The following is a 24,877-nucleotide window of genomic DNA, read 5'->3' as shown; positions in this document are numbered from 1 at the left end:
CGGCCGTCCTAATTGGTAAATTGTCAGGTGACGTGTACTGGTTGGCGGTTGATATAGGAGCGTTGTCATTAATTGCGTCAGCTTTGATGCGGTTGTTGATCGGAAGGCGTTTTGTGCACCAGAGTTGTTGGATCGGGCTATTTCGGTGCTTTAGAGCAACCTTGCAAAGCCATGCCGTTTTATCGTCCATAGTCTGCGAGTAAAATATATTTCTGTGTTTGCCATAAGGTATGCACTATCTGGAGTCTTAGCCCATCAGTGGGTCGGCGGTACACTCGATAAAACGAGTATATCGTTGGCGTTTAGCGCCTTGAAGCACTGGAGAGGCCGGCTCAGCGCGGTTTCTTGCGATTCCGCGTTCCGTTCAGATAACGACAGAATATAAAGGAACAATGCAATGACTAACGTTCAGCGTTCTCGCCGTCAGGTGCGCCTTTCGCGCGCTCTCGGCATCGCACTGACCCCCAAGGCTCAGCGCATCTTTGAGAAACGTCCGTATGCTCCCGGTGAGCATGGCCGCACGCGTCGCCGCACCGAATCGGATTACGCAGTACGTCTGCGTGAGAAGCAGCGTTTGCGCGCTCAGTACGGCGTCTCAGAGAAGCAGCTTCGCGCAGCTTATGAAAAGGGTACCCACACCAAGGGTCAGACCGGCGATGCAATGCTCATCGATCTCGAGACTCGTCTCGACGCTTTGGTGCTTCGTGCAGGCTTTGCCCGCACTACCGCCCAAGCACGTCAGTTTGTCGTGCACCGCCACATCATGGTTGACGGCAACGTGGTGGATCGTCCGTCCTACCGAGTCAAGCCGGGCCAGACCATCCAGGTTCGTCCGAAGAGCCAGACCATGGTTCCCTTCCAGATTGCCGCTGAAGGTGTACACCGCGATGTGCTGCCCGCCGTCCCCGGATACTTGGACGTCAACCTGACTTCGCTAAAGGCAACTCTTACTCGTAAGCCGGAAACCAAAGAGATTCCGGTCGAGGTCAACATTCAGTACGTCGTCGAGTTCTACGCTCGCTGATTTCTGAATTCCATTCCTGTTAAGGACATACCGCAAGGGCCCTGTGAGTTTCGCGCTCACAGGGCCCTTGGCGTTGTACTGTCGGTTATTGTCTGATAACTGCGTTGACCACAGTTGAGACTATTGACATAATGATGGTGCCCATAATCGAGGCAAAGAAGCCTGAAACCATCACTCCTACACCAAACAGCGATACAGAAATCCATGATGCCATGCGCATGCACCACCAATTGACGACCAAGTACAACAGCAGGGAAATTAGTCCGAGCGAAACTATCGACAACGGCAGTGCAAAAATCTGTGTTACCCAGTTTAGTATTGGCCGCACCGCCGCATTGACCAGTGCCAAGGACAACGCAAATGCAGCAATGCCGAGAATCGGAGGGGTTCCGATCGCGTGCATACTGGGAATGAGCAGTACCATAACGGCTGCTGCGATCGTCATGATAAACCAGCGGGTAAAAAAACGTTTCATAAGATAAGTATGACAATAGGAAACCCGCTTCTCTCAACCAATTAGCTACTGGTGGAATCTGCGGATACTGGTTCATTGCTGCAGACAGGCAGAACTGCAGAAAATAACAAAATCGGTATGAAAATGCATAAATAAAATGCATGGCTTTTCATGCCGGATCCGATATCGGTTCTGCAAATTCTTCCTCGAGTTTAGAAGCCGTCTTCGAAAAACTCTAGAAGGTCGTTCATGGTCAGATCCGCCTTCGCTTTGGCGTCGAGATCCCGAACGATTTGGCCTTTTTGCAGCACGATGAGTCGGTTGCCGTATTTGAGGGCGTCATCGAGACGGTGTGTAATCATCAGACAAGTCAGGTGCTGCTCGGTGACGGTGCTCGCGGTGATGGACATGAGTTGCTTAGCTGTTTTTGGATCAAGAGCCGCAGTGTGCTCGTCGAGCAGCAACAGGTCAGGCTTGGTGATGGTAGCCATGATGAGACTTAATGCCTGTCGTTGGCCACCGGAAAGATTGCCGGCAGGGGTGTTGAGATGTTCCTCAAGCCCGTTGCCGATGCCCCTACACAGCTCAAGAAAGCGAACATGATTCGCAGCCATTTCACGCATCTTGAACCGTCGTTTCTGGCCTCTACGAGTAGCGAGCAGCAGATTTTCCGCTACTGTCATACGCGGCGCCGTACCCATTTTAGGGTCTTGGAAAACGCGTGCGATGTATTTGGCTCGCACCTCTTGCGAAGTTGAAGTAACATTCTCTCCGTTGAACAACACCTGCCCGGTGGTTGGGCGAATACCGCCAGAAATGACGTTGAACAAGGTGCTTTTACCGGCGCCGTTGCCTCCGAGGACGGTAACGAAATCTCCAAGTTTTAGCGCAAGATTGGCATCAACAAGGATTTCTTTGGTGTCATTGATTCCGTTGTCAACCTTCACTGAGCAGTGTTCAAGCGCCAGACGAATGTTGTTCGTATTGCCAGCATCTAGCTTCTCAGCACTTTCTGATGTGAAGACGGCATCGTTTTCGTTCAGTTCTCCTGTGATCGCTCTGTTCATGCCTTTGCCTTTCCGTTAGAAACAACAGCGCTGCTTTTTTTGAAGTATTGTTCGAATCCCGTGTTCAGATGCAATGCCCTCTTGAACTGTGGAATGAGCATGCACAGCGAGAGCACGATGGCTGAGAAAAACTTGAGGTACGTGGTGTCAAAGCCGAGACGGATGACCAGAAGAATCAACAGTTGGTAGATGATGCTGCCGACCACCGTGGCGAGCATACGCTGCAGGAAGGAAAGCTCTCCGTATAACACTTCGCCGATGATGATGGAGGAAAGGCCGATGACGATGGTACCCACGCCTTTGCTTACGTCGGCGTAACCGTCATGTTGAGAAATGAGCGCACCGGAAAGTGCGATAAGACCGTTGGAAAGCATCAGTCCGACATTGGTCATTCTCTCTGTGTGAATGCCCAGCGATTTGGCCATGGATTCGTTGTCGCCGGTGGCGATGTATGCCTGGCCGAATTCCGTGTTGAAGAAGAGGGACATCAACCCGATGACGATCGATACCGAAAACAGAGCAATGAAGATCGTGTCAAAGTTTTCCGGAAGATTGAGCGGGATAAGCACATCCTGTATCTTCGGGAGGTTCAGCAGGGAAAGATTTGGGGACTTCATAACGAAGAGCATCACTGAATTGAGTGCGGACATGACGAGAATACCCGCCAGAACAACCGGAATCTTGCCTTTGGTGTACAGCAGTCCTGTCACCAATCCCGCACACATGCCGGCCAAGACTCCCAGCAATGTGGCGAGGAATGGGTTCACGCCTGCGCTGATAGCCGCCACACAGACTGCTCCGCCTAAGGGGAACGAACCCTCGGTCGTCATATCGGGGAATCCGAGGATACGGTACGTCATGAAGATGCCCAAGCCGAGCATGCTCCAGAGCATGCCCTGTCCGATGGATGAAACAATCACTGTTTGCCTGCTTCCGTGTTTACGAGTATGGCTTTCTTCAGCACGCTTTCCGGCACTTCGATGCCCAGTTTACGAGCTTGGTCCTTGTTAATGATGGTGTCTCCGGTGCTGAACGTATAGACGGGTGTATTCGCCGGCTTGCTCGATCCCTTCAGTATTTCAGCGGCCATTCGTCCTGTTTCGAGCCCCAATTGGTATTGGTTGACACCGATGGTTGCCAGACCTCCCTGCCGAACCATGGTATCTACCGAGGTGATTACGGGACGCTGTTTCTTGTTGGCTTCGTCGGTGACGGTAGGCATTGCGTTGGCAATGGTGTTATCCAAAGGAATATAGATGAAGTCACACTGGTCGCTCATCACCTGCACGGTTTGGGCTATTTCGTTGCTTGACGGGACGGCAAATTTCTTCACCTGCATTCCCAAATCGCTGGCTGCTTTGCTAGCGGTATCAATTTGAGACTTGGAGTTGGCTTCGGTGGAGGAGTAGAGCATACCGACTGTTTTGGCTTGAGGCATAAGGGTTTTGCCGAGCTGGATCTGCGAAGTCACTGGTGGCTGATCTGATACTCCAGTAATATTCTTGCCTGGGGTTTTCATATCTTTCACCAGTCCTGCTGCAACAGGATCGGTGACGGCGCCAAGCACGATTGGGATTGATGAGGTGGCATTGGCCAGTGCCTGTGCGGCAGGAGTGGCGATGCCGACTAGAACGTCAGACTTCTTGTTGGCAAGCTGCTCGCTCATTGTTGCGAGTTTACTTTGATCGGCCTGTCCGTTCTGGTCGAAGATCTGGATGTTCTTGCCGTCTACAAATCCCTCTTTTTTCAGACCGTCGACGACACCTTTGTGAATTTGGTTTAGTGCGGGGTGGCTAACATATTGCAGGATGCCGACGCGTGCGATTTGATGCTTCGAAGAGTTTTCGCCTGATGTGTTGTGTTTACCAAGTTGGTAGACGAAGTCGCCTACGAGGATGAGTGCAATGACGATGATGGTGGCGGTCAAAGCTCTGCCGCGGGCGGGTTGATGATGGTTGTTATTCATGGTTTCGTTGCTCTTTCGATTGTTCGTTCGTGTTCTGGGCCAGGGTGACGTGTGGTGTTGGTTGTAATGCCGCAACTGCAAAAAATGTAAGAACGGCCGTTTTCAACAGACACCGCTTGCAGCACATAATTATGCGACTGAATGAATGATGTTCCTGCGAAGGCACGATAGTGAGTTCTGGTTTGCTTAACGTTTGTGTTAGCTGCGCCAGCCACGCCAATCGAAACGCGACGAGAGTCGTAATGACACGTTCGTCATTGCCTCTCCTTTCCTGGCGCTTCCAAATATATTTCGAGGTTAGGGGAACGTATGAACAAAATGGTCGAGTTGCTCGTAGCGGTGCCTAATATATGAGATAATACGATTATGTTGTTGCATCTTCATCTGGTTCGCCATGGGCAGACCTATTTCAATCGATACAACCGTCTGCAAGGATGGTCGAATTCTCCGTTGACTGAATCCGGTCTCATGGACGCGGACAAGGCTGGAGCAAAGCTTGAAGACATCGATTTCGCCTTTGCCTATTGTTCCGATACCACACGTGCCGAGCAGACCGCCGTTCGTATTCTCGATATGAATGAGAATGCCGGTCATACTCGTCCCCGGCTTGTTGCCGATATACATTTTCGCGAGCAATGCTATGGATATTTCGAAGGTCAGGATATGAACATGGCATGGTGGGCGGCTGGTGCCCCACACGGCGCGAAATCATACAACGAGATTGTTGAGAGGTATGGTCTTGCGGCCACTCGGGACTTTCTTAAGGAAGCCGATCCGTTCCACGACGCCGAGAGTGACGATGAATATTGGAAACGGGTGGAGGAGGGATTTGCGCTCATAGCTGCCAATCCTGCACTCAAGGATGGCGATGATATTCTTCAAATTTCGCACGGGAATACGTTGCTAAGCCTGATGCATCGCTTTGCGCCCCAAGGCTATGATCTTTCCGAACGGCCCGCAAATGGCAGTGTCACCATGCTGCATTTTGATACCGACAGGCCAATCGAATCGGCAGTGAAAGTGGTTTCTTACAACCAATGATTTATTGGGCAGCGTCGCGGCCATTGGGTAACGTGAGACGGTAATAATGTTGAAGCCTCACGAGATTATAGCTGAAAGAGGATTACATGAGTATTGGGGACATTGCGGGACTTATTGCCGCCACAGCATTTGCTGTGTTGGCAGGGTTCCTGATTTATCCGCTCATCAGACTGGGCAAGTTGTTTGACCAGCTTGCGCAGACCGTCAAGGAATCGGGCGACCATGCTATTCCTGCGCTCGACGAGGGTGTGACTACCGTACGCCAAGTCAACAAGTCGCTTGAGGATATCAACAAGATCTCTTCCGCTGCTTCGACCACGGCGGACAACATCGGTGCTCTTACGGATCTCTATAGCTCGTTCCTCGGCAAGCCGGTCATCAAAGTGGCATCTTCGTTCTATGCGCTCAAATCCGCAGCAGGTAGTTTTATGAACCAAAAAGGCAAGAGCCCGATGGGTGACACGAAAGTGGGAGGATCCACGGCGGGTAATGCGAAAGGCGGAGTGAAGTAACGATGTTTAAACGACTCTTTTGGGTATCTGTAGGCGCTGTTCTTGGGGTGATAGCGGTATCGAAGGCCGAAGCCTACGTGAGGGCCAACACTCCTGACAAGGCACGTCAATTTCTACTCGGTCCCGATCAAGATCACGTTATGCAACGTTCGCTTCGCGGACTGTTCGAGGAATTCAACGCAACACGTATCGCACGGGAAGAGCAACTCAACGCGCAATACGCCGACAGGCTCAGCTGATTGGTTGCCTAGCTTATCATTCAACGATTTTGTCGCTTTGCGACGTGACAAGTTCGGTTGGAGTCAATACAGATATGAATGCTGTGTAGACGAATATTTTCATTTAGTCATTTTAAATCTGCAAATAGAATCGCAACGAAAATGTTGCGAGTGAAGCAAGGAGCAGCATGCGCACCTCTGAGATCGCCAGTCGGTTCCAGCATTATTTCGAGAAGCAAGACCATTTGGTCCTTCCCTCGGCCTCGTTGATTTCGCCTAATCCCACGACATTGTTTACCATAGCTGGCATGGTGCCGTTCATTCCGTACTTGCTTGGTGAACAGACCCCTCCGAATCGTCGTGTTACTTCCAACCAAAAGTGCGTGCGAACTCTCGATATTGACGAGGTAGGCAAGACCACACGTCATGGAACGTTCTTCCAAATGCTGGGTAACTTCTCTTTTGGTGATTATTTCAAGGCCGAAGCGATTCATTATGCTTGGGATTTGCTGACGATGCCGCAAGACAAGGGCGGCTTAGGCTTTGACCCTGAAACGCTTTGGGTGACTACTTACACCGACGACGATGAGGCGCGCTCGCTCTGGGTGAATGAGGGCATGGATTCGGAACATATGGAAATCCTTGGCATGGAAGATAACTTCTGGACCACAGGTGGTCCAGGCCCCGGCGGTCCCTGCTCCGAAATTTACGTCGACCGTGGCCCCAAGTACGGAAAGGAAGGCGGGCCCAGCGTCGACGACAACCGCTACATCGAAATCTGGGATTTGGTTTTCGAGAACTACGCGGTGGATAATGTCAAGTCGAAAACCGACATGCATATCGTTGGCGAACTCGACAACAAGAACATTGATACCGGTGCTGGTCTTGAGCGTATTGCCTACTTGCTTCAGGGCAAGGAAAACATTTACGAGACCGACGAAATCTATCCGGTCATCGAGGCGGCTGAAAGGCTTTCCGGACATCGGTACGGTGAAGATGAACAGTCCGATGTTCGTTTCCGTGTTGTGGCGGATCACGTCCGCAGTGCTCTGATGATTATGAGTGATGGTGTGCGCCCGAGCAATGTCGGCCGTGGTTATGTACTGCGTCGTTTGCTTCGTCGCACTGTGCGCTCGATGAAGATGCTGGGTGTAAATGAGCCTGTGCTGCCAACTCTATTTCCGATTTCGAAAGAGGCGATGGAGGCTAGCTATCCGGAATTGAACGATACGTTCCACGATGTTTCAGAGGCTGCTTATGGTGAGGAAGACGCCTTCCGTCGTACGCTAGAAAACGGCACCACCATCCTTGACGCCGCTGTTAAGAAAGCCAAGCAGTCGAATGCTGGTGAAGTGTCCGGCAAAGATGCATTCACGCTGCATGACACGTATGGTTTCCCCATTGAGCTCACGCTCGAGATTGCTGGCGAACAGGGTGTCAACGTCAACGAAAAGGGCTTCCGTGAACTAATGGACGAACAGAAGTCGCGTGCTCGTGCCGATGCACTGAAAAAACGCCATAATGTGGACCTCAGTGTTTACGATGATTTCAAGAAAACGTTGACCAATCCGATCGAATTCGTCGGTTACAAGGAACATTCCAGTCGATCCACCGTCCTTGGCATTTTTGTCGAGGGAGCGGGCAGCGTAACACAGGTCGAAGGACCGGCTAACGTCGAGATTGTTCTTGATCGTTCGCCGTTCTATGCGGAGCAGGGCGGTCAGTTGGCCGACGAAGGAGAGATGATTTCCGACGATGGCGCTGTACTTGAAATCGATGATGTGCAGAAGCCCATTAAGGATTTGATTGTTCAAAGCTGTCGCTTGACTGAAGGCACACTTAGCGTCGGTGACCAAGTCAATGCCTCCATCGACGAGGAACGTCGCAGGGGACTTGCGCGTTCTCACACCGCCACTCACATGTTGCACAAGGCATTGCGTGAGGTACTTGGGGATCAGGCCACTCAGCGCGGTTCTCTGGTGGCTCCAGATTATCTACATTTTGATTTCCAATGGCCCGCAGCCTTGACCCGTGAGCAGATTGATCAGGTAGAGGCACGTGTTGTTGAACGCGTTTGCGATGATTTGCCGGTTACCATGGAAGAGATGGGGTATCAGGAGGCTTTGGATCTCGGGTCCATGCACTTGTTCGGTGAAAAATACAGCGACCGTGTACGAGTGGTTACCATTGGCGAGGATGCTTGGAGTCGTGAGTTGTGCGGTGGCACCCATCTGAACGCGACCGGAAAGGTCGGTGAGTTCGTCATCACTTCGGAGTCTTCAGTGGGTTCTGGTGTACGCCGTATTGAAGCCTTCATGGGCAAGAAAGCCTACGAATTCAACAATAAACAACATAAGACCGTCACCGGTCTTGCTGACGAATTCAAGGTTCGTCCAGAAGAACTGTACGACCGTGTGCTCTCGCTTGAAGCCAAGGTCAAGGAGACTGATCAGAGACTGAACACACTGTATGAGGCCCGGCTTGAGGCGGCCATTCCCGGGTTGGTTGCGCAAGCCGAAGCAGATGCTGATTCGGTTGTGGAACTGGTTGTTTCCAATGTCGGTCATTTCGGCTCTTTCGACGCATTGCGTAAAACCGTGATGGATCTTCGCTCCAAAATCGGAGATAAGAAATCTACGATTATCGCGCTTTCCGGTGTCAGTGAGGAAGGAAAGCCGATGGTTGCTGTGGCGACCAACGATGACGCTCGTAAAGCCGGTTTCAAGGCGGGTGATCTGGTTCGCGTTGCCTCTAAGGTACTCGGCGGCGGTGGCGGAGGCAAGCCGGACTTTGCTCAGGGTGGCGGTTCTGACGCATCCAAGATAGACGAGGCGCTCAAAGCGTTGCGTCAGGTCGTGCGCAAGGACTGAACTACCGATGGTATGGCTTGGTGTCGATTTGGGAGATGCCAGGGTTGGCTTGGCAATGAGCGACCCTGAGCTTTCCTTCGCGCACCCGGAAGGCAATATCGAAGCAAATGGTGACTCATTCCGTGCGTTGGACCAAGTTGTTGACTTCATCGATGACCATACTGATATCGATCTTGTGGTCATCGGTCTACCGCTCCAGCTGAACGGTGAAGAGGGGAAGAGTGCAAAAAAGGCGAGACGTTGGGCGGGTAATCTTGTTAAACGTTTGGAAGTTGCCGTCCATAGCGACGATTATACGATCAAAACGATTCCTGAAATCGTTTTCCGGGATGAGAGACTCAGTACGGTGAGTGCGCACCGCCAGTTAAGCGTTGCCAAGGTTCAAAGTAGAAACCATAGGCCTGTGGTAGACCAACAGTCGGCTGTTATTATTCTCCAGTCGGCTTTGGATGCGTGTGAATGACGTTTCGCACAGAAAGAGGATTTCATGCCTAACGACTTCAATGAATTGTTTGATACCCATGCACAGTGGGTTGATTCAAACGAAGCCCAGCCCAACAATCTTCAGCCCCCGAAACCGCCCGTGTCACGTCATGAGATGCGTCAGCGACGTCGCCGCAAGCGTCGACGCAAAATGATGATTACTGCCATCGCTCTTGTCGTTGTACTGGTTGTAGGCGGCGGCGCTTTCTTCGGAGCAAAGGCTGCGTTCCGGCATCTAGAACATGATTTTCAGAACGAGTCCACTGATTACACCGGTTCCGGAACTGAAGACGTCTGGTTCACCGTCGATACAGGTGAGGGAGTGGGCTCAATTGCACAAAAACTTGTCAAGGCGGATATCGTTAAGAACGCCGATACTTTCGCGAGCACAGTGTCTGCCAACAACAGCATTCTCTATCCGGGCATGTACCGTCTTAAAAAGCACTTGCCATCGGTTGCTGTTGTGAAGATACTATCCGATAAAACCAAGGCGACCGGCTTCCTTGAAGTCAAAGCCGGAGAGCGCAGCACCGATGTCATCGATCACGCGGTCCAACTGTCCGGAATCGATAAGGCTCAGTTTGATGCCGTTGTTTCCTCAGGAGGACAAGGTATTCTCCCGCCGGAAGCAGGTGGTAAATTTGAGGGGTGGTTTGAGCCTGGTATTTATGACGTAAAAAAGAAGGGCACCACTGCAAGCTCTATTTTGAAGCAACTCGTGGATAAACGAGTTGCCAAGCTTGACGGTCTTCATGTGCCTGCCGGGGGAGAACGTGAAAATATCCTCGCTATGGCTTCAATTGCGGAATGTGAAGTGAATCGTTCTGAATATTACGGCAAGGTGGTGCGCGTCATTCTCAACCGAATTGACCATAATATGCCACTCGGTATGGATACCACGGTTGCTTATGGCGCCAACGTGACGGCAAACAAATTAACCGACGCCATGCTCAGCGACGCCTCAAACCCTTACAACACACGAATCAACAAGGGCTTGCCCCCGTCGCCGATCAGCACACCGGGAGACGACGCAATTAAGGCTGCGATGAATCCCGTGCAAGGGGATTGGCTTTATTTTGTTACAACCAATCTGCAGACGGGCGAGACTAAATTCGTTGCAACAGAAGATGAATTCAGTAAAATTCGCCAAGAGTACAAGACGCAGAATCCGAATGCCAACTGAAAAGTGAGTTTTGCTCTTACAACAGTGATGCAATGATGGCTGATATCACGATTACCGGCACGAAAGGCGCTTTGGTGGCTTTGCTGACACTATGCATAACCTGCCAAAAGGCAATCCAGAGTATGCCCAAACCGCTCATGATGAGCCACCAAAACAAATAGGCCATCAGTCCGAAAGCGCCGACGGCTTGGGCCATCATAAAAGATGCGGTAACATCTCCCAACCCAAACGTCTCCTGCCTGAACCGAGACAGAACAAATTGAACAGTTGCGGTGAGGATTGCATAACAAAGGGGCAGAAAAGCTTCAGCGGGATCACATCGGATAACGGCAACAAGCACAAAAACAGCAAATTGACTCATCGAACCGATTGCAACCCAAGTGCGTGGTACAAGGAAATGACGAAGGTCCTTGATTGCGAGCAAAAGTCCACAGATCAGACTCGGTAGTGTTTCAATGTAGGCCATATCGGTAAGATAGGTTCTACATTCATATTTTGGCGAATCGCAAACGCGAAAATGCGGAAAATTCAAGATGAGAATATATTGGTCAAGGTTTGACAAGGAGTAGGCATGTTGCGTTGGCAGACTGCGGGTGAGTCACACGGTGAGGCATTGGTTGCCATGATTGAAGGTCTTCCGGCCGGTATCGAGGTACGTTCGCAGGATGTCGTGGATGCGCTGGCGAGGCGCAGGTTGGGCTATGGTCGTGGCGCACGTATGAAGTTTGAGCAGGACGAGGTTCGAATGCTGACCGGCCTTCGACATGGTCGAACCTTGGGGTCGCCGCTCACTATCGAGATCGGCAATACCGAATGGCCCAAATGGACGGAAGTCATGAGCTCCGATCCCCTTGACCATGATCTTGAGCCGACTGGACGCAACGAACCTTTGACCCGTCCGCGTCCTGGACATGCCGATCTGACAGGAATGCGTAAATACGGCTTTGATGATGCGAGAAACGCGCTGGAACGATCAAGTGCTCGTGAGACAGCTTCTCGTGTCGCTCTGGGTGCCGTTGCGGCGAAGTTTCTTGAACAGGCGGTTGATATTCGCACCATTGCGCACGTTGTCTCACTCGGCGGTGAAAGAGTCTCTTCGGAGACTCCGTTGCCGACGCCCGATGATCTTGAGACGCTTGATGCTTCTCCGGTCCGCACATTGGACAAGGATGCAGAAAAGCGCATGTTGGAAAAGGTCGATGAGGCCAAGTCGCGAGCAGACACACTCGGCGGTGTAATTGAGGTCATCGCCTATAATGTCCCTGCCGGACTGGGTACGTATGTGGAGAGCGATCGCAGGCTTGATGCGGCTTTGGCGCAGGCGCTGATGGGGATTCAGGCCATCAAAGGTGTCGAGATTGGAGATGGCTTCCTAGAGGCCGATCGTTTCGGCTCCGAAGCTCACGATGAGATGTTCGTCGACGAAAGTGGTTGTATAGGACGCTATTCCAATCGTTCCGGCGGTACCGAAGGTGGCATGTCGGATGGGCAACCGATACGTGTTCGTGCTGCAATGAAGCCGATTCCTTCCATTCCGCGAGCTTTGCGTACAGTGGATGTTGCGACGGGTGAGGAAGCAAAGGCCATCAATCAGCGTTCCGATACCACCGCGGTGCCGGCTGCCTCTGTGGTTGCGGAGGCGATGGTGCGTCTGACGCTTACTTCGTTCGTACTTGAGAAATTCGGTGGTGACAACGTTGAGGAAACTCGGCGTAATGCTCAAAATTATCTCGATTCCTGGCCACAGCACATGCGATGAATGTCAGAAACCGAACGGGTTGGCGAGTGTGATGCCGAAATAGGGAAGTATGCGATGCAGAGAGCGATAAGGTGCAACGATCATGAGTGATCATCGTCCGCTGGCCGTGGTTATCGGCATGCCTGGTGCCGGCAAGACACGAGTCGGGCGTGAAGCGGCGCAAATTCTTGATGTTGATTTCACTGATACCGATATTGAAATCGAAAAGGAAATCGGGATGAAAATTTCCCGGTATTTCGATCAATATGGGGAACGGGCTTTCAGAAAGTTAGAGTCGCAGACGGTCATCAACCTTCTTGAATCCTGTGAGGGGTTACTGGCACTTGGCGGAGGGGCGCCGATGAATGTCGACATCCGAGAAGCGTTGGCCGATTACACCGCCGACGGCGGTAAGGTCGTTTATCTGGAAGCAGACAAGCGTGAGGCCATGGAGCGAGCTTCCCGCAGCGGCAATCGTCCGATGCTCAATGGTGATGCGGACAAACGCTGGATGAAACTGTACGAGGAGCGCGATCCGGTGTTCCATGACATCGCCAATCTTCGTGTACGTACGCATGGTTCGACGCCGCGCATGGCGGCAAGGAAGTTGAGCAACATGATCCGGGAACACATCGTCCATGTCACCGGTTCGGATATCGAACCCTACGACGTTTGCATCGGGGAAGGTGCATTGAACCGTTTGGTGGAAATAATCGGCGACGATGTGTTGAGAATCGCGCTGATTCATACACAATCGGTACAGCGTCATAGTGATCAGGCACGTGCACTTCTACGACAGGCGGGCTATGAAGTCCATGACATGGTCATTCCAGATGCCGAAAGCGGCAAGACCGTTGATGTGGCGAAAATGATATGGAAACAGCTTGGAGAACGGGGCTTTACCCGTTCGGATGCCATCATCGGTCTGGGTGGGGGCGCAACAACCGATTTCGCCGGTTTCATGGCAGCAACCTGGATGCGAGGAATTCGTTATGTGAATTGCCCGACCTCGCTGCTGGCTATGGTTGATGCCTCAACGGGTGGAAAGACCGGAATCAATACCGAAGAGGGTAAGAATCTCGTCGGTTCGTTCTATACCCCGGCCGGCGTGCTTGCTGATCTGCGTGCGCTCAAGACGCTACCGCGCGATATTTTCATCGAGGGACTTGGTGAGGTGGCCAAATCAGGGTTTATCCGAGACGCGGAGATTCTTGAGATTCTGCGTGATTATGCTGAGGATTTGAGGAACTTTGACGGCGACGCATTCCTTGGCTCATCGCTTGAAGATGTGGTTTCAGAGCTCATCAAGCACACAGTACGAGTTAAGGTGTATCACGTTTCCAACGACCTCAAAGAGACCGGTTTGCGTGAGTTTCTGAACTATGGTCACACTCTCGCTCATGCCATTGAAAAGCTTGAACATTTCCGATGGCGTCATGGGAATGCGGTAGCGGTCGGTTGTGTTTACGCCGCCGAACTCTCGCATATTCTCGGCTATCTCGATCAGGAGGATGTTGATCTGCACCGTTCGATTTTGTCGTCTCTTGGTTTGCCCACGTCGTGGAACGGCGGGAGCTGGGATGAGGTTGTGGCATTGATGCACAAGGACAAGAAGGCTCGTGGCAATACGTTGCGATTCGTTATCCTTGACGGTATTGGACATCCGATTCATCTTGAAGATCCTCCTATGGAAGCACTTGTTGAAGCGTTTGATCGGATTCAAACGTCATGATGATTGCTTTTTGGACAGCTCAGAGTCGATACGATTATGAGTGATTTTTTCGAATGCTCTTGCATATGTTGATAAAAGCGATGTTAGGGCAGCGATACAGCTATCGGTTAACGATCAATCAATAAGCAAAGGACATGCAATGACCAAGGTAATTGTCGTTAATGGGCCAAATCTTGGACGTTTGGGAGTACGTGAACCCGATGTGTACGGAAATCAGGATTTGGAAACGCTTCGTCAAGACTGTGAGCGATGGGGGACATCGCTCGGTCTTGAAGTGAAACTGCGCCAATCGGACGATGAAGCCGAGGTTATCGGTTGGATGCACCAGGCTGTCGATCAGCAGACCCCGGTGGTCATGAATCCCGCGGCGTTCACTCATTACAGCTATGGTCTGTCGGATGCAGCAAAAATGGTCACTAAAGCGGGCTTGCCGCTGATTGAGGTGCATATCTCCAATCCTTCGGCTCGAGACATGTTCCGCAAATATAGTGTCATCAGCCCAGTGGCCACCGCGACGGTCACAGGAATGGGATTCTACGGCTACAAACTCGCTCTCGACGCCGTAGCGCATCTGCTTGCCGAGTGATGCTGACGCCGTTGCTCCAACGGTTGGATTCTGCAATTTACCAAGCAAACAGCGGTTCTTGCTTGAGTCGTGAACGAATGTGAATTTATGCTTCAAATCGAATCCGTATGACGTTCTATCCTAAGCCGGTGAAGACACTGCGCCGTCAGAGGAATGAATGATGGGAGGAGGCTTGTCTGCGAACACGCCGAGTCAAGAGCGACTGATATGCTGAAGTCCCATGGCAAAAGAACAACATGATGATTCCCATGGACATGTCACCAAGCACATTTTCGTCACTGGCGGCGTCGTTTCGTCCCTCGGTAAAGGGCTTACAGCATCCTCACTTGGACGTCTATTAAGAAGCCGCGGTCTTAGAGTCCTTCAGCAGAAGCTCGATCCTTATATTAACGTCGATCCGGGCACGATGAACCCGTTCCAGCACGGCGAAGTCTATGTCACCGAAGACGGTGCCGAAACCGATCTTGACATCGGTCACTATGAGCGGTTCTTGGATGTGTTTCTTTCTCAGAAGGCAAACGTCACCACAGGACAGATTTATCAGTCTGTGCTCGAGAAGGAACGCGCCGGCAAGTATCTGGGGCAGTGTGTGCAGGTTATTCCTCACATTACCAACGAGATCAAGAGCCGAATGCGTGCCCAGGCTGCGGATGATGTCGATGTGATCATCACCGAAATCGGCGGCACCGTAGGCGACATCGAATCTCAGCCGTTCCTTGAGGCCGCGCGCGAAGTCAAACGCGAACTTGGTCAACACAATTGCATGTTTGTTCATGTCTCACTAGTGCCTTACCTTCCGGCTGCCCATGAGCTCAAGACAAAGCCCACGCAGCATTCCGTCATGATGCTGCGTCAGCTGGGTATCACTCCTGATGCGCTCGTGCTGCGTAGCGATCGTCCGTTGAACAACGACATCAAGGACAAGATCGCCCTGATGTGCGATGTGGACGAGGAAGGTGTCGTCAATTGCGTGGATGCCCCGAGCATCTACGATGTGCCGAAGATTCTTTACAATGAGGGACTTGATTCTTATGTCATCCGTCAACTGGAAATGCCTGCGCATGAGGTAGATTGGGCCGAATGGGATGAACTTCTTGAGCGTGTGCATCACCCGAAGGAAGAAGTCAGCATCGCCATCGTGGGCAAGTACATTGATCTGCCTGATGCTTATCTTTCAGTCATCGAGGCCGTCAAGGCGGGCGGTTTTGGCAATTATGTCAAAGCAAATGTAAAACTTGTGACCGCCGATGAGTGTGAAACTGAAGCTGGTGCCGATGCAGCGTTGCGTGATATGGACGGCATCGTCGTTCCCGGCGGCTTTGGTACCCGTGGTGTCGGAGGCAAGATCGGCGCCCTGCGTTATGCGCGTGTGCACAAGTTGCCTGCGTTGGGACTGTGTTTTGGTTTGCAGTGCATTGTCATCGAGTATGCGCGCAACGTGCTTGAGCTTGAAGATGCTGGTTCCTCAGAGTTTGAGACCGATTGCAAGAATCCGGTCATTGCAACGATGGAGGAGCAGAAAGATATCCTTGCCAATGGTGATATGGGGCATACCATGCGCCTTGGTTCGTATCCTGCGGTTTTGACGGATGGTTCGCTGGTTGCTGATCTTTATGGTACGACCAATGTCACTGAACGTCATCGTCACCGTTACGAAGTCAATGTTGCATACAAGGACCGACTGCGTGAAGGCGGGCTTGATATTTCAGGGCAAAGCCCCGACGGCGATCTTACCGAATTTGTCGAGTTGCCACGTGATGTACATCCCTTTTATGTGGGAACACAGGCACACCCCGAGTTCAAGTCGCGTCCGACCAAGCCTCATCCGTTGTTCCAAGGTTTGGTAAAGGCTGCGCTCGAACATAAGCAAGCTCGCAAGAGTGGTTTTGTGGAGGACTGAGTGCGAAGTTAGTAGCCGATTCATTAGGTCACGGCAATGGCTGTGGAACAGCAAAAATCACAAAACCCTGCTTCGGTGGGGTCTTGTGATTTTTTGGGGCGATACTTGATAAAAGGAAACCTTGTGCGGAATGTGCGGTGCTATAAATTGACGTGAAATAAATCACTTGTGTTGTTAGCTTTGTTTGCTTATATTTTCAGGTAAAGAGAACTCGATTCTGTTAGATTTATAAGCGAGTGTAATCAATGATAGGAGGCAGCGTACGGTGACAGAGAAACTGAAACCAAACGCCGCGTCGGATACGGAGATGAGCCAATATGTGGCTGATCGTGAGCGTGTCAACGAGGACAAAATCAAACAAGATGACGAGATCATCGAGGAATTCGGCGAGTACAACTATGGTTGGCATGATTCCGATGCCGCTGGCGAAGCTGCGAAAAAGGGTATCGACGAGAACGTGGTTCGCGCCATATCTGCCGATAAAGGCGAACCGGAGTGGATGTTGGACATGCGTCTGAAGGGCTATCGTGCCTTCATCGAGAAACCGGTACCAAAGTGGGGTGTCGATCTTTCCGATTTTGACGCCGACGATTTCAAGTATTATGTCAAGCCTGTCGATAAGCCTGCGACAAGCTGGGAGGCTTTGCCAGATGACATACGCAACACCTATGACAAGCTCGGCATACCCGAAGCGGAGAAGAAACGTCTGATCTCTGGCGTTGCGGCGCAGTATGAATCCGAGGTTATCTACAACTCCATTCAGGAAGACCTGAAAAATCAGGGTGTGATTTTCACCGACACCGATACTGCGGTGCGTGAGTATCCAGACATTGTCAAAAAGTACTTTGGAACGGTCATTCCTTATGATGACAACAAGTTTGCCGCCTTGAACACAGCCGCATGGTCCGGTGGTTCGTTCGTGTATGTGCCTAAGGGTGTGCACGTGGACATCCCCCTGCAAGCCTACTTCCGCATCAACACTCCTAATATGGGCCAGTTCGAGCGCACACTTATCATCGCTGAGGAAGGCTCATACGTCCACTATGTTGAGGGTTGCACAGCCCCGATCTACGCTACGGACTCGCTTCATGCGGCCAATGTGGAGATCATCGTGGGCAAGAACGCGCGCGTTAGGTACACTACCGTGCAGAATTGGTCGAACAACGTATTCAACCTTGTCACCCAGCGATCCTACGTCAAGGAGGGCGGCACGATGGAATGGGTCGATGGCAACATCGGCTCAAAGGCCAGCATGAAGTACCCGGCCTGCATTCTGGCTGAGCCTTATGCCAAGGCATCCACCATGTCGTTGAGCTTTGCCGGCAAAGGACAATATCAGGATACGGGCGCCAAGATGATTCATCTGGCTCCGCACACGAGCTCCACCATCGTAGCCAAGTCCATTTCGCGTGGAGGCGGCCGTTGTGCCTATCGAGGGCTCGTCAAAATCGTCGACGGTGCCGAGGGGTCGAGTTCCTCGGTGTCCTGCGATACGTTGTTGGTTGACGATTATTCTCGCTCCGATACCTACCCGCACGTCGACGTTCGCGAAGATGAAGTGACGATGGCGCATGAAGCGACCGTCTCCAAGGTTTCGGAAGACCAGCTTTTCTATCTGATGAGCCGTGGGCTTGAGGAGAAGGAGGCGATGGGCATGATTGTTCGTGGTTTCGTCGAGCCGATTAGCCGTGAGCTTCCCATGGAATATGCGTTGGAACTCAATAGGCTTGTCGAGTTGCAAATGGAAGGATCGGTGGGCTGATTTATGGCCGAACAAGAAATCAATATTCCGGTCGCGGATCCCAAAGATCCCTACACATTGCCAGCAGCAATGCCGTCGAGTGCCGACAACTCGCCGCGCTCGTTCGACGTGGACGCTTTTGCTGTGCCGACACGTAAGCAAGAAGATTGGCGATATACACCTGTTGAGCGCATTAGCGAGTTCTTCGAGGTTTTCACGCCTAGTGGCAAAACCGCAGTCAGTGTGAGCAATATCGACGGAAGCACAATCGATGGGAGCAGGGTCAGCCAGTCGGTTGTCGATCGCCGAGAGGCTCCGTCAGGAACCGTGATGAAGCCCAACGATCGTGTTTCGGCGGTCGAATGGAACAGTGGTGATAAAGCCGTCGTTGTCTGCGTTTCAGGAGACTTGGACCAGCCGGTACTGGTTGATGTTCAGGGGCATGGCACTGATCTTGACGCTCTGCATCTGGTGCTTGATGTCACTGATGGTACGCACTGCGATATCGTCGTACGGCACGAAGGGTTGGCTCGTCTTGCTGAAGGCGTGGAAATCAACACTGGCAAGGATTCGCATGTCTCGATAACGTTTGTTCAGGAATGGGACGAAGGATCCAAGCATGTGGCAAATCACCGTATCCGAGTTGGTGCCAATGCCTTTTTGCGTCATGGTGTGGTAACCCTCGGGGGAGACGTGGTCCGGATGCGCATGGATCAGGACTTCGGCGGACCGCAAAGCGATCTGAACATGCTAGGCATTTACTTTGCTGAGGCGGGACAACATTTGGAGCACCGCACGATGGTTGTTCATAACTATCCTGATTGCAAATCTCGAGTGGTTTATAAGGGAGCACTTGACGGCGAAGATGCACACTCGACTTGGGTGGGCAATGCACTGATCAAGCCACAGGCTCCGAACACCGACTCCTACGAGCTTAATCGCAATCTCGTGCTGACCCCCGGACCGGTGGCTGATTCCGAGCCGAACCTCGAGATTGAGAACGGCAACATCGTCGGAGCCGGACATGCCAGTTCCGTCGGTCGTTTCGACGATGAGGAGCTGTTCTACTTACAGTCGCGCGGCATCACGGAATCGGAAGCCAGAAAGCTTGTGGTTCGTGGCTTCTTTGCGGATTTGATTGAACAAATTGGTGTGCCAAGCATCGCAGAGCACCTTATGAGTGTTATTGAGCGTAGGCTTGCCCGCGGTGAAAGCGCGGAAATGCAAGCTGTATTGGAGGATAAGTAAATGTCAACATTGGAAATCAAAGATCTCTATGCATCTGTGGAGACGAAGGAAGGTCGCAAGCAGATTCTCAAGGGTGCGAACCTGACCGTCCGTTCTGGTGAAACCCATGCGATTATGGGTCCCAACGGCTCGGGTAAATCGACCTTGGCCTACACGCTGGCCGGTCATCCGAAGTACTTCGTTGATTCGGGTGAGGCGTTGCTTGATGGCGAAGATCTGCTGAAGATGACGGCGGACGAGCGAGCAAAGGCCGGTCTGTTTTTGGCTATGCAGTACCCGGTCGAAGTGCCGGGCGTGTCCATGACGAACTTCCTACGCACTGCGAAAACTGAAATCGACGGTAAGGCTCCGGCAATTCGTACGTGGACCAAGGAACTGCAAGATGCTATGACAAACTTGCGCATGGACAAGAAGTTTGCTTCACGCTCAGTCAACGAGGGTTTTTCCGGCGGTGAGAAGAAGCGTGCTGAAGTCCTGCAGCTTGAGCTATTGAAGCCGAAGTTCGCTGTTATGGACGAGACTGATTCCGGTCTTGACGTTGATGCGCTACGCATTGTCTCCGACGGTGTGAACCGTGCCAAGGAGAACACCGGTCTCGGTATCATGCTCATCACGCATTACACCAGGATTCTCAAGTACATCAAGCCAGATATTGTTCACGTCTTCGCTGGCGGTCAGTTTGTCAAAACCGGTGGTCCTGAGCTTGCTGATGAACTTGAAGAGAACGGTTATGACGAGTATCTGCCTGAAGGTTCTAAAGAATCCGCTTTGGCATAAGCCGGTTTTCAAGCTTGCGGTTTGTGTCTTGGGTGTCCGCAAGCCTGTCGATCTTTGGTTGCCCCAAGGCATGATGCGGGGCGCGAAAAAATGAATTGCAGATTCGCCGGTTGTTGTATTTCACTCGACAACCGGTGGAACTCCGGCTATGCTCGGCTTGTCGGGCGTAATGCCTGCTTTTCGACTGCTAACGTGTCGAAGGTGTGCGGTGTTCCCGCCTTGAGAGCCGGAAGTTATAATTCTAATCACGATAAGAGGTCGATGATGGTGGCTTTTAATGACATCAGGGATCAGTTCCCCATTCTGGGGCAAAAGATTCATAGGCATCCGCTTGTTTACTTCGATTCGGCTGCCACAGCACAGAAGCCTCGGTGTGTGATTGATGCTGAAAGTAATTTTTACGAGACCATCAATGCCGGTGTGCATCGGGGGGCTCATGAACTCGCTTCACGCAGCACCGTTGCATTCGAAGAAGCCCGGACAAAGGTCGCCAAACTAGTCGGTGCTGCGTATGGGGAAGGACAAGAGGAAATCGTTGTCACGTCGGGAGCCACTGCCGGGTTGAACCTTCTGGCAACTTCATTCGGCAATGCCTCGCAAGGTAGAGGCGGACATGAGGCTGCAGGGTTCGCGCTCAAGCCGGGTGATGAGATTGTCGTTTCCAAAGCTGAGCATCATTCTGTGTTGCTGCCGTTTCAAGAGCTTGCTTTGCGTACTGGTGCCACGTTGAAATGGTTCGATTTGACCGATGACGGTAGGATTCGTTCGGATATGGCCGATGAGATCATTACCGAACGGACGAAGGTCGTCGCCATCACCCATGTAAGCAACGTAACTGGCGCCATCACGGATGTTGAACTCATCATTAGGCGGGCGCATGAGGTTGGGGCCCTCTTCATCTTGGATGCATGCCAGTCTGTGCCGCATCTGGACATTGACCTTCATCAGATGGATGTCGATTTTGCGGTGTGGAGTGCTCATAAGATGTACGGCCCGACCGGAGTCGGCTTCCTGTACGGCAAGCGGGACCTACTGGAGGCGTTGCCCCCGGCCAATTTCGGAGGGTCGATGGTCGAGCTTGCATGGATGGATAAACCGGCTCAGTATATGCAGCCGCCGGAGCGCTTTGAAGCGGGGACACAGCCGGTTGCGCAGGTTGTTGCGGCTGGTGCGGCAGCTGACTGGATGCGCGAGATCGGCATGGCGAATATCGAGGCTCATGAGCGCTCCATAACTGCAGAGCTTTTGAAACTAAACGATATTGCTGGCTTCCGTGTATTGGGGCCAGTGGATGAACGGAACCGCATTGGTACGGTTTCGTTCGATGTACAGGGCGTGCATCCACACGATGTCGGCCAGTTCTTCGATTCAAAGGGAATTGCTGTGCGTGTTGGGCATCATTGTGCTCAACCGGTTCATCGTCATTTCGGCTTGTTTGCCTCCAATCGAGCCTCAACCGGCGTGTACAATACCGCCGAGGAAGCTCGGCAACTGGTTGAAACGGCCGATGAAGTTCGTTTGTTCTTTGGGGTTTGAATATGAGTGATTTTGGTATGAGCAGCGATGATTTTGAACAGATGTATCAGGAAGTCATTCTTGATGCTTCAAAGAATCCGCATGGCAAGGAACAGTTCGCTCTCGACGTTACGAGCGAAAGTAGCGCAACAGCGGAAACGGGTGTTCAGGCCAACCATGAATATTGCACGCCGGGTGAGTCTCATCAGTTCAATCCGACTTGCGGAGACCAGGTGACGGTTCATGTTGAGGTTTCTGATTCTGAACCGCGCAGAATCGAACGTCTTGTCTGGGATGGCAGCGGCTGCTCCATTTCGACAGCAAGCTTGTCGATGATGGTTGATTTGGTTGATGGCAAAACCGTTGAAGAGGCCATGCAGTTGGAGTCCGCGTTCCAGCAGCTCATGCAATCGCGTGGTGCAGGACTTGACGATGCCGACGAGAAGGAAGCGTTGGGGGATGCGGTCGTGTTTCAAGGTGTTTCCAAGTACCCGATGCGTATCAAATGTGCGTTGTTGGGTTGGGCCGGGCTCAAGGATTCTCTTGCCAAAGCGTTGGCTGCAAGTTGAGTCCCGATGACAATGGAACTTTATTCCAACGATGCAAATAATAAAGGAAGTAATATGACGGATAACGACAATCTCGTTCCTGCTCCGCAGTCGTCGGTGTTGGACTCGGCGGTTAAGTCACTTGGCAGCGATGAAATGGGTCAGGCGGCTGTCGCGAATCCAAGGGCGGTGGGAGCATTTAGCGATAAAAGCAGCACAGGATCTAACGATTCGGACCAACCGAATGAGCCTGAAGAAGGTAAGTTTGTCGGCAACACGGTGAAGGATGAGCAGACCGGTATACCACTGACTTCGTTCAGTGATATCGGCAAGGCGACGGCAGCGGATGTGCGCGAGGCATTGCATCAGGTCATTGATCCCGAGCTTGGCATTGATGTCATCGATCTTGGTCTTGTGTACGGTATTGAGATTGATGAGAAGGGACGTGCCATCATTACGATGACACTGACCACACCGGCATGTCCATTGACAGATTTGCTTGAGGATGAGTGCGCATCCACATTGGCGGGTCTTGTCGAGGAGTTCCGCATTGATTGGACCTGGCAACCGCATTGGACAACCGATATGATTCGTCCAGAGGGACGTGAACAGCTTGAAGCCATTGGCTTCAACTTCGACAACATGCCGAAGTACTGATACATACTTTGCGGTTGAAGTCAGCGTGCCGCAGTTGTCATGCCGCTTGTGAGGGTTTTCTCATGCGGTTGTTTTGTTTTATTGTTGAACCCAGTTACTGTACTTATGCAATAACCGGGTTCAACAATATCGTCAAGTGCCTGTTTGCATGATACGGCGCTTCGTTGCACCACCCATCTGATGTTTCAATCATGTGAAGACAGTGCGGCCGAGAGGGTGTTTGCAGTCGCGAGATTGGCGGTGCCGAGATTCAGTCCCTGACAACCGTGCGCTTGGGGACGACGGTAATGCCATCTTTGATGGTGAATCCTCTCTCGAGGTCGTGTTCATGGTCGATGCCGACTGTCGCATTCTCTTCCAAAATGACGTTCTTGTCGAGGATGGCCTTGCATACCCGTGCGCGACGGCCAACGATAACACCGTCAAAGAGAATGGAATCAACAACATGTGACCATGAATTGATGCGGACGTTGGTTGAGAGCACCGAATGCTGCACGTCACCGCCCGAGACGATGACACCAGGGGAGATGATGGAATCTGTAGCCCTGCCGATTCGGTCATTTTCCGAATGAACGAACTTGGCAGGCGGCAAATTGCCGGAAAGCGTGTAAATTGGCCAATCCTGGTTATAAAGATTAAACGGCGGCCGGTATTCAATGAGATCCATGTGAGCGTCGTAAAATTGCCTGATGGTACCTACATCGCGCCAATATGCGTGATCGTATTCAGTTACGCCAGGTATTTCGTTCTCGCCAAAATCATAGACTCCCGCCTCATGACGTTGCGAGAAGTAGGGAGCGATGTCTCCGCCCATGTCGTGCTTGGTGTTTTCGGCTTTCTCATCCTCGGCAAGAGCGTTGAACAAGGCATCAGTATTGGCAATGTAATTGCCCATGGAAGCCAAGATTTCGTTGGGTGATCCCGGTATTCCTTGGGTCGCTTGTGGCTTTTCCTTGAATCCACGAATCATGTGGGGATGGTTGGGGTCGACATCGATGACGCCAAACTGATTCGAAGATTCCACTGGCTGACGGATGCCGGCAACAGTGAAGCTCGCACCTGATTTGATATGCTGTTGGAGCATCTGGTTGAAATCCATACGATACACATGATCTGCGCCGACAATGACGACGTAATCCGGTTCGGTGTCTTCAATGATGTTAATGGTCTGATAGACGGCATCTGCAGAGCCGAGATACCAATGCTTGCCAAGTCGCTGCTGCGCTGGAACAGGAGAGACGTAGGCATCAAGCAGGGGAGAGAAACGCCAGACCTTGGATATGTGACGATCCAGGGAATGTGATTTGTATTGTGTGAGTACCACTATCTGCGAATAACCGGAATTGACGAGGTTGCTCAACGGAAAATCGACAAGGCGATAGACTCCGCCAAAAGGCACGGCCGGCTTTGCCCTGTCGCGCGTCAACGGCATAAGGCGTGTGCCTTCGCCGCCCGCCAATACGATCGCGAGTACCTTCGGGCTTTTTGCCATTTCATGCTCCCTTTGAAGCCGAATTCGGCTGGCTGATCAAGTCACAATACAGGTCGTTGCGAACTCTCGCTTGCACAATGTATTCGGTAACAAGATGATCACAATGATATCATCATTTTACCGGA

The 24,877-nt window shown here is 51.9% G+C and carries 23 protein-coding genes; 17 read left to right on the top strand and 6 right to left on the bottom strand.

What is annotated here, in order from left to right; genetic code table 11:
• Nucleotides 1-397 precede the first annotated feature (397 nt).
• Nucleotides 398-1,024, top strand: coding sequence for a 30S ribosomal protein S4 (gene rpsD / locus GA0061077_RS02780; protein ID WP_091847369.1), 627 nt, complete (start codon nucleotides 398-400; stop codon nucleotides 1,022-1,024).
• Between the two features lie 85 nt (nucleotides 1,025-1,109).
• Here rpsD and GA0061077_RS02775 read toward each other — a convergent pair whose 3' ends face one another.
• From GA0061077_RS02775 to trpX, 4 genes are all read right to left on the bottom strand, one after another.
• Nucleotides 1,110-1,499, bottom strand: a complete 390-nt coding sequence (locus GA0061077_RS02775; protein ID WP_091847368.1) for a phage holin family protein — start codon at nucleotides 1,497-1,499, stop codon at nucleotides 1,110-1,112.
• Between the two features lie 191 nt (nucleotides 1,500-1,690).
• Nucleotides 1,691-2,545 (bottom strand): ABC transporter ATP-binding protein, encoded by an 855-nt coding sequence (locus GA0061077_RS02770; protein ID WP_091847367.1) that lies wholly within the window; start codon nucleotides 2,543-2,545, stop codon nucleotides 1,691-1,693.
• Nucleotides 2,542-3,465, bottom strand: a complete 924-nt coding sequence (locus GA0061077_RS02765) for an ABC transporter permease (RefSeq protein ID WP_091847366.1) — start codon at nucleotides 3,463-3,465, stop codon at nucleotides 2,542-2,544. Before GA0061077_RS02765 ends, GA0061077_RS02770 begins: the two co-directional genes overlap by 4 nt.
• Nucleotides 3,462-4,511, bottom strand: coding sequence for a tryptophan ABC transporter substrate-binding protein (gene trpX / locus GA0061077_RS02760; RefSeq protein WP_091847365.1), 1,050 nt, complete (start codon nucleotides 4,509-4,511; stop codon nucleotides 3,462-3,464). Before trpX ends, GA0061077_RS02765 begins: the two co-directional genes overlap by 4 nt.
• Before the next feature lie 366 nt (nucleotides 4,512-4,877).
• Between trpX and GA0061077_RS02755 the strand changes: the two genes are divergently transcribed.
• From GA0061077_RS02755 to mltG, 6 genes are all read left to right on the top strand, one after another.
• Entirely contained in the window at nucleotides 4,878-5,552 is a 675-nt protein-coding gene (locus tag GA0061077_RS02755) for a histidine phosphatase family protein (RefSeq protein WP_091847364.1), read from the top strand.
• Nucleotides 5,553-5,638: 86 nt separating this feature from the next.
• A complete protein-coding gene (locus GA0061077_RS02750; RefSeq protein ID WP_091847363.1) occupies nucleotides 5,639-6,064 on the top strand; it encodes a DUF948 domain-containing protein in 426 nt (141 codons plus the stop codon).
• Nucleotides 6,065-6,066: 2 nt separating this feature from the next.
• Nucleotides 6,067-6,303, top strand: a complete 237-nt coding sequence (locus tag GA0061077_RS02745; protein ID WP_091847362.1) for a hypothetical protein — start codon at nucleotides 6,067-6,069, stop codon at nucleotides 6,301-6,303.
• A gap of 167 nt (nucleotides 6,304-6,470) precedes the next feature.
• Entirely contained in the window at nucleotides 6,471-9,152 is a 2,682-nt protein-coding gene (gene alaS, locus GA0061077_RS02740) for an alanine--tRNA ligase (protein ID WP_091847361.1), read from the top strand.
• A gap of 7 nt (nucleotides 9,153-9,159) precedes the next feature.
• On the top strand, nucleotides 9,160-9,615 hold the full coding sequence (gene ruvX / locus GA0061077_RS02735; protein ID WP_091847360.1) for a Holliday junction resolvase RuvX: 456 nt from the start codon (nucleotides 9,160-9,162) through the stop codon (nucleotides 9,613-9,615).
• A gap of 24 nt (nucleotides 9,616-9,639) precedes the next feature.
• Nucleotides 9,640-10,818, top strand: coding sequence for an endolytic transglycosylase MltG (gene mltG / locus GA0061077_RS02730; protein ID WP_091847359.1), 1,179 nt, complete (start codon nucleotides 9,640-9,642; stop codon nucleotides 10,816-10,818).
• Nucleotides 10,819-10,834: 16 nt separating this feature from the next.
• Here the strand turns inward: mltG and GA0061077_RS02725 are convergent, their stop codons facing one another.
• Complete coding sequence (locus tag GA0061077_RS02725; protein ID WP_091847358.1) at nucleotides 10,835-11,284, bottom strand: hypothetical protein; 450 nt, start codon at nucleotides 11,282-11,284, stop codon at nucleotides 10,835-10,837.
• 105 nt (nucleotides 11,285-11,389) lie between these two features.
• On the opposite strand from GA0061077_RS02725, the gene aroC reads away from it, so the two are divergent.
• The 10 genes from aroC to GA0061077_RS02675 all read left to right on the top strand — a co-directional run bounded on the left by aroC (nucleotide 11,390) and on the right by GA0061077_RS02675 (nucleotide 23,260).
• Nucleotides 11,390-12,577 carry a chorismate synthase gene (gene aroC / locus GA0061077_RS02720; RefSeq protein WP_091847357.1) on the top strand — a complete coding sequence of 396 codons (1,188 nt, stop codon included), beginning with the start codon at nucleotides 11,390-11,392 and terminating at the stop codon, nucleotides 12,575-12,577.
• 82 nt (nucleotides 12,578-12,659) lie between these two features.
• The gene (locus tag GA0061077_RS02715) at nucleotides 12,660-14,288 is read left to right on the top strand and encodes a bifunctional shikimate kinase/3-dehydroquinate synthase (protein WP_091847356.1); all 1,629 of its coding nucleotides are present in this window, start codon (nucleotides 12,660-12,662) and stop codon (nucleotides 14,286-14,288) included.
• A 139-nt stretch (nucleotides 14,289-14,427) separates the two neighbouring features.
• Entirely contained in the window at nucleotides 14,428-14,874 is a 447-nt protein-coding gene (locus GA0061077_RS02710) for a type II 3-dehydroquinate dehydratase (RefSeq protein WP_091847355.1), read from the top strand.
• 220 nt (nucleotides 14,875-15,094) lie between these two features.
• Entirely contained in the window at nucleotides 15,095-16,774 is a 1,680-nt protein-coding gene (locus tag GA0061077_RS02705) for a CTP synthase (RefSeq protein ID WP_091847354.1), read from the top strand.
• Nucleotides 16,775-17,081: 307 nt separating this feature from the next.
• On the top strand, nucleotides 17,082-18,536 hold the full coding sequence (gene sufB, locus GA0061077_RS02700) for a Fe-S cluster assembly protein SufB (protein WP_091847353.1): 1,455 nt from the start codon (nucleotides 17,082-17,084) through the stop codon (nucleotides 18,534-18,536).
• Between the two features lie 3 nt (nucleotides 18,537-18,539).
• Nucleotides 18,540-19,763, top strand: a complete 1,224-nt coding sequence (gene sufD, locus GA0061077_RS02695; RefSeq protein ID WP_091847352.1) for a Fe-S cluster assembly protein SufD — start codon at nucleotides 18,540-18,542, stop codon at nucleotides 19,761-19,763.
• Complete coding sequence (gene sufC, locus GA0061077_RS02690) at nucleotides 19,764-20,540, top strand: Fe-S cluster assembly ATPase SufC (RefSeq protein ID WP_091847351.1); 777 nt, start codon at nucleotides 19,764-19,766, stop codon at nucleotides 20,538-20,540.
• 264 nt (nucleotides 20,541-20,804) lie between these two features.
• Nucleotides 20,805-22,076, top strand: coding sequence for a SufS family cysteine desulfurase (locus GA0061077_RS02685; protein ID WP_091847622.1), 1,272 nt, complete (start codon nucleotides 20,805-20,807; stop codon nucleotides 22,074-22,076).
• A 2-nt stretch (nucleotides 22,077-22,078) separates the two neighbouring features.
• Nucleotides 22,079-22,624, top strand: coding sequence for a Fe-S cluster assembly sulfur transfer protein SufU (sufU, locus tag GA0061077_RS02680; RefSeq protein ID WP_183193107.1), 546 nt, complete (start codon nucleotides 22,079-22,081; stop codon nucleotides 22,622-22,624).
• 54 nt (nucleotides 22,625-22,678) lie between these two features.
• On the top strand, nucleotides 22,679-23,260 hold the full coding sequence (locus GA0061077_RS02675) for a metal-sulfur cluster assembly factor (RefSeq protein ID WP_091847620.1): 582 nt from the start codon (nucleotides 22,679-22,681) through the stop codon (nucleotides 23,258-23,260).
• Between the two features lie 250 nt (nucleotides 23,261-23,510).
• Here GA0061077_RS02675 and glgC read toward each other — a convergent pair whose 3' ends face one another.
• Nucleotides 23,511-24,752 carry a glucose-1-phosphate adenylyltransferase gene (gene glgC / locus GA0061077_RS02670; RefSeq protein WP_091847350.1) on the bottom strand — a complete coding sequence of 414 codons (1,242 nt, stop codon included), beginning with the start codon at nucleotides 24,750-24,752 and terminating at the stop codon, nucleotides 23,511-23,513.
• Between the last annotated feature and the right edge of the window lie 125 nt (nucleotides 24,753-24,877).

This window comes from Bifidobacterium commune, from assembly GCF_900094885.1.
Classification (GTDB): Bacteria; Actinomycetota; Actinomycetes; order Actinomycetales; family Bifidobacteriaceae; genus Bifidobacterium; species Bifidobacterium commune.
The sequence above is the reverse complement of the archived record's forward strand: the minus strand, read 5'-3'. Positions and strand labels throughout refer to the sequence as shown.

Coding starts and splice junctions, on each gene's coding strand:
- GA0061077_RS02745 (WP_091847362.1), top strand. CDS start 6,067: ATGTTTAAACGACTCTTTTGGGTATCTGTAGGCGCTGTTCTTGGGGTG.
- GA0061077_RS02755 (WP_091847364.1), top strand. CDS start 4,878: ATGTTGTTGCATCTTCATCTGGTTCGCCATGGGCAGACCTATTTCAAT.
- sufC (WP_091847351.1), top strand. CDS start 19,764: ATGTCAACATTGGAAATCAAAGATCTCTATGCATCTGTGGAGACGAAG.
- trpX (WP_091847365.1), bottom strand. CDS start 4,511: ATGAATAACAACCATCATCAACCCGCCCGCGGCAGAGCTTTGACCGCC.
- sufD (WP_091847352.1), top strand. CDS start 18,540: ATGGCCGAACAAGAAATCAATATTCCGGTCGCGGATCCCAAAGATCCC.
- GA0061077_RS02705 (WP_091847354.1), top strand. CDS start 15,095: ATGGCAAAAGAACAACATGATGATTCCCATGGACATGTCACCAAGCAC.
- sufU (WP_183193107.1), top strand. CDS start 22,079: ATGAGTGATTTTGGTATGAGCAGCGATGATTTTGAACAGATGTATCAG.
- GA0061077_RS02775 (WP_091847368.1), bottom strand. CDS start 1,499: ATGAAACGTTTTTTTACCCGCTGGTTTATCATGACGATCGCAGCAGCC.
- GA0061077_RS02750 (WP_091847363.1), top strand. CDS start 5,639: ATGAGTATTGGGGACATTGCGGGACTTATTGCCGCCACAGCATTTGCT.
- alaS (WP_091847361.1), top strand. CDS start 6,471: ATGCGCACCTCTGAGATCGCCAGTCGGTTCCAGCATTATTTCGAGAAG.
- aroC (WP_091847357.1), top strand. CDS start 11,390: ATGTTGCGTTGGCAGACTGCGGGTGAGTCACACGGTGAGGCATTGGTT.
- ruvX (WP_091847360.1), top strand. CDS start 9,160: ATGGTATGGCTTGGTGTCGATTTGGGAGATGCCAGGGTTGGCTTGGCA.
- GA0061077_RS02675 (WP_091847620.1), top strand. CDS start 22,679: ATGACGGATAACGACAATCTCGTTCCTGCTCCGCAGTCGTCGGTGTTG.
- mltG (WP_091847359.1), top strand. CDS start 9,640: ATGCCTAACGACTTCAATGAATTGTTTGATACCCATGCACAGTGGGTT.
- GA0061077_RS02725 (WP_091847358.1), bottom strand. CDS start 11,284: ATGGCCTACATTGAAACACTACCGAGTCTGATCTGTGGACTTTTGCTC.
- GA0061077_RS02715 (WP_091847356.1), top strand. CDS start 12,660: ATGAGTGATCATCGTCCGCTGGCCGTGGTTATCGGCATGCCTGGTGCC.
- glgC (WP_091847350.1), bottom strand. CDS start 24,752: ATGGCAAAAAGCCCGAAGGTACTCGCGATCGTATTGGCGGGCGGCGAA.
- GA0061077_RS02710 (WP_091847355.1), top strand. CDS start 14,428: ATGACCAAGGTAATTGTCGTTAATGGGCCAAATCTTGGACGTTTGGGA.
- GA0061077_RS02770 (WP_091847367.1), bottom strand. CDS start 2,545: ATGAACAGAGCGATCACAGGAGAACTGAACGAAAACGATGCCGTCTTC.
- GA0061077_RS02685 (WP_091847622.1), top strand. CDS start 20,805: ATGGTGGCTTTTAATGACATCAGGGATCAGTTCCCCATTCTGGGGCAA.
- sufB (WP_091847353.1), top strand. CDS start 17,082: ATGAGCCAATATGTGGCTGATCGTGAGCGTGTCAACGAGGACAAAATC.
- rpsD (WP_091847369.1), top strand. CDS start 398: ATGACTAACGTTCAGCGTTCTCGCCGTCAGGTGCGCCTTTCGCGCGCT.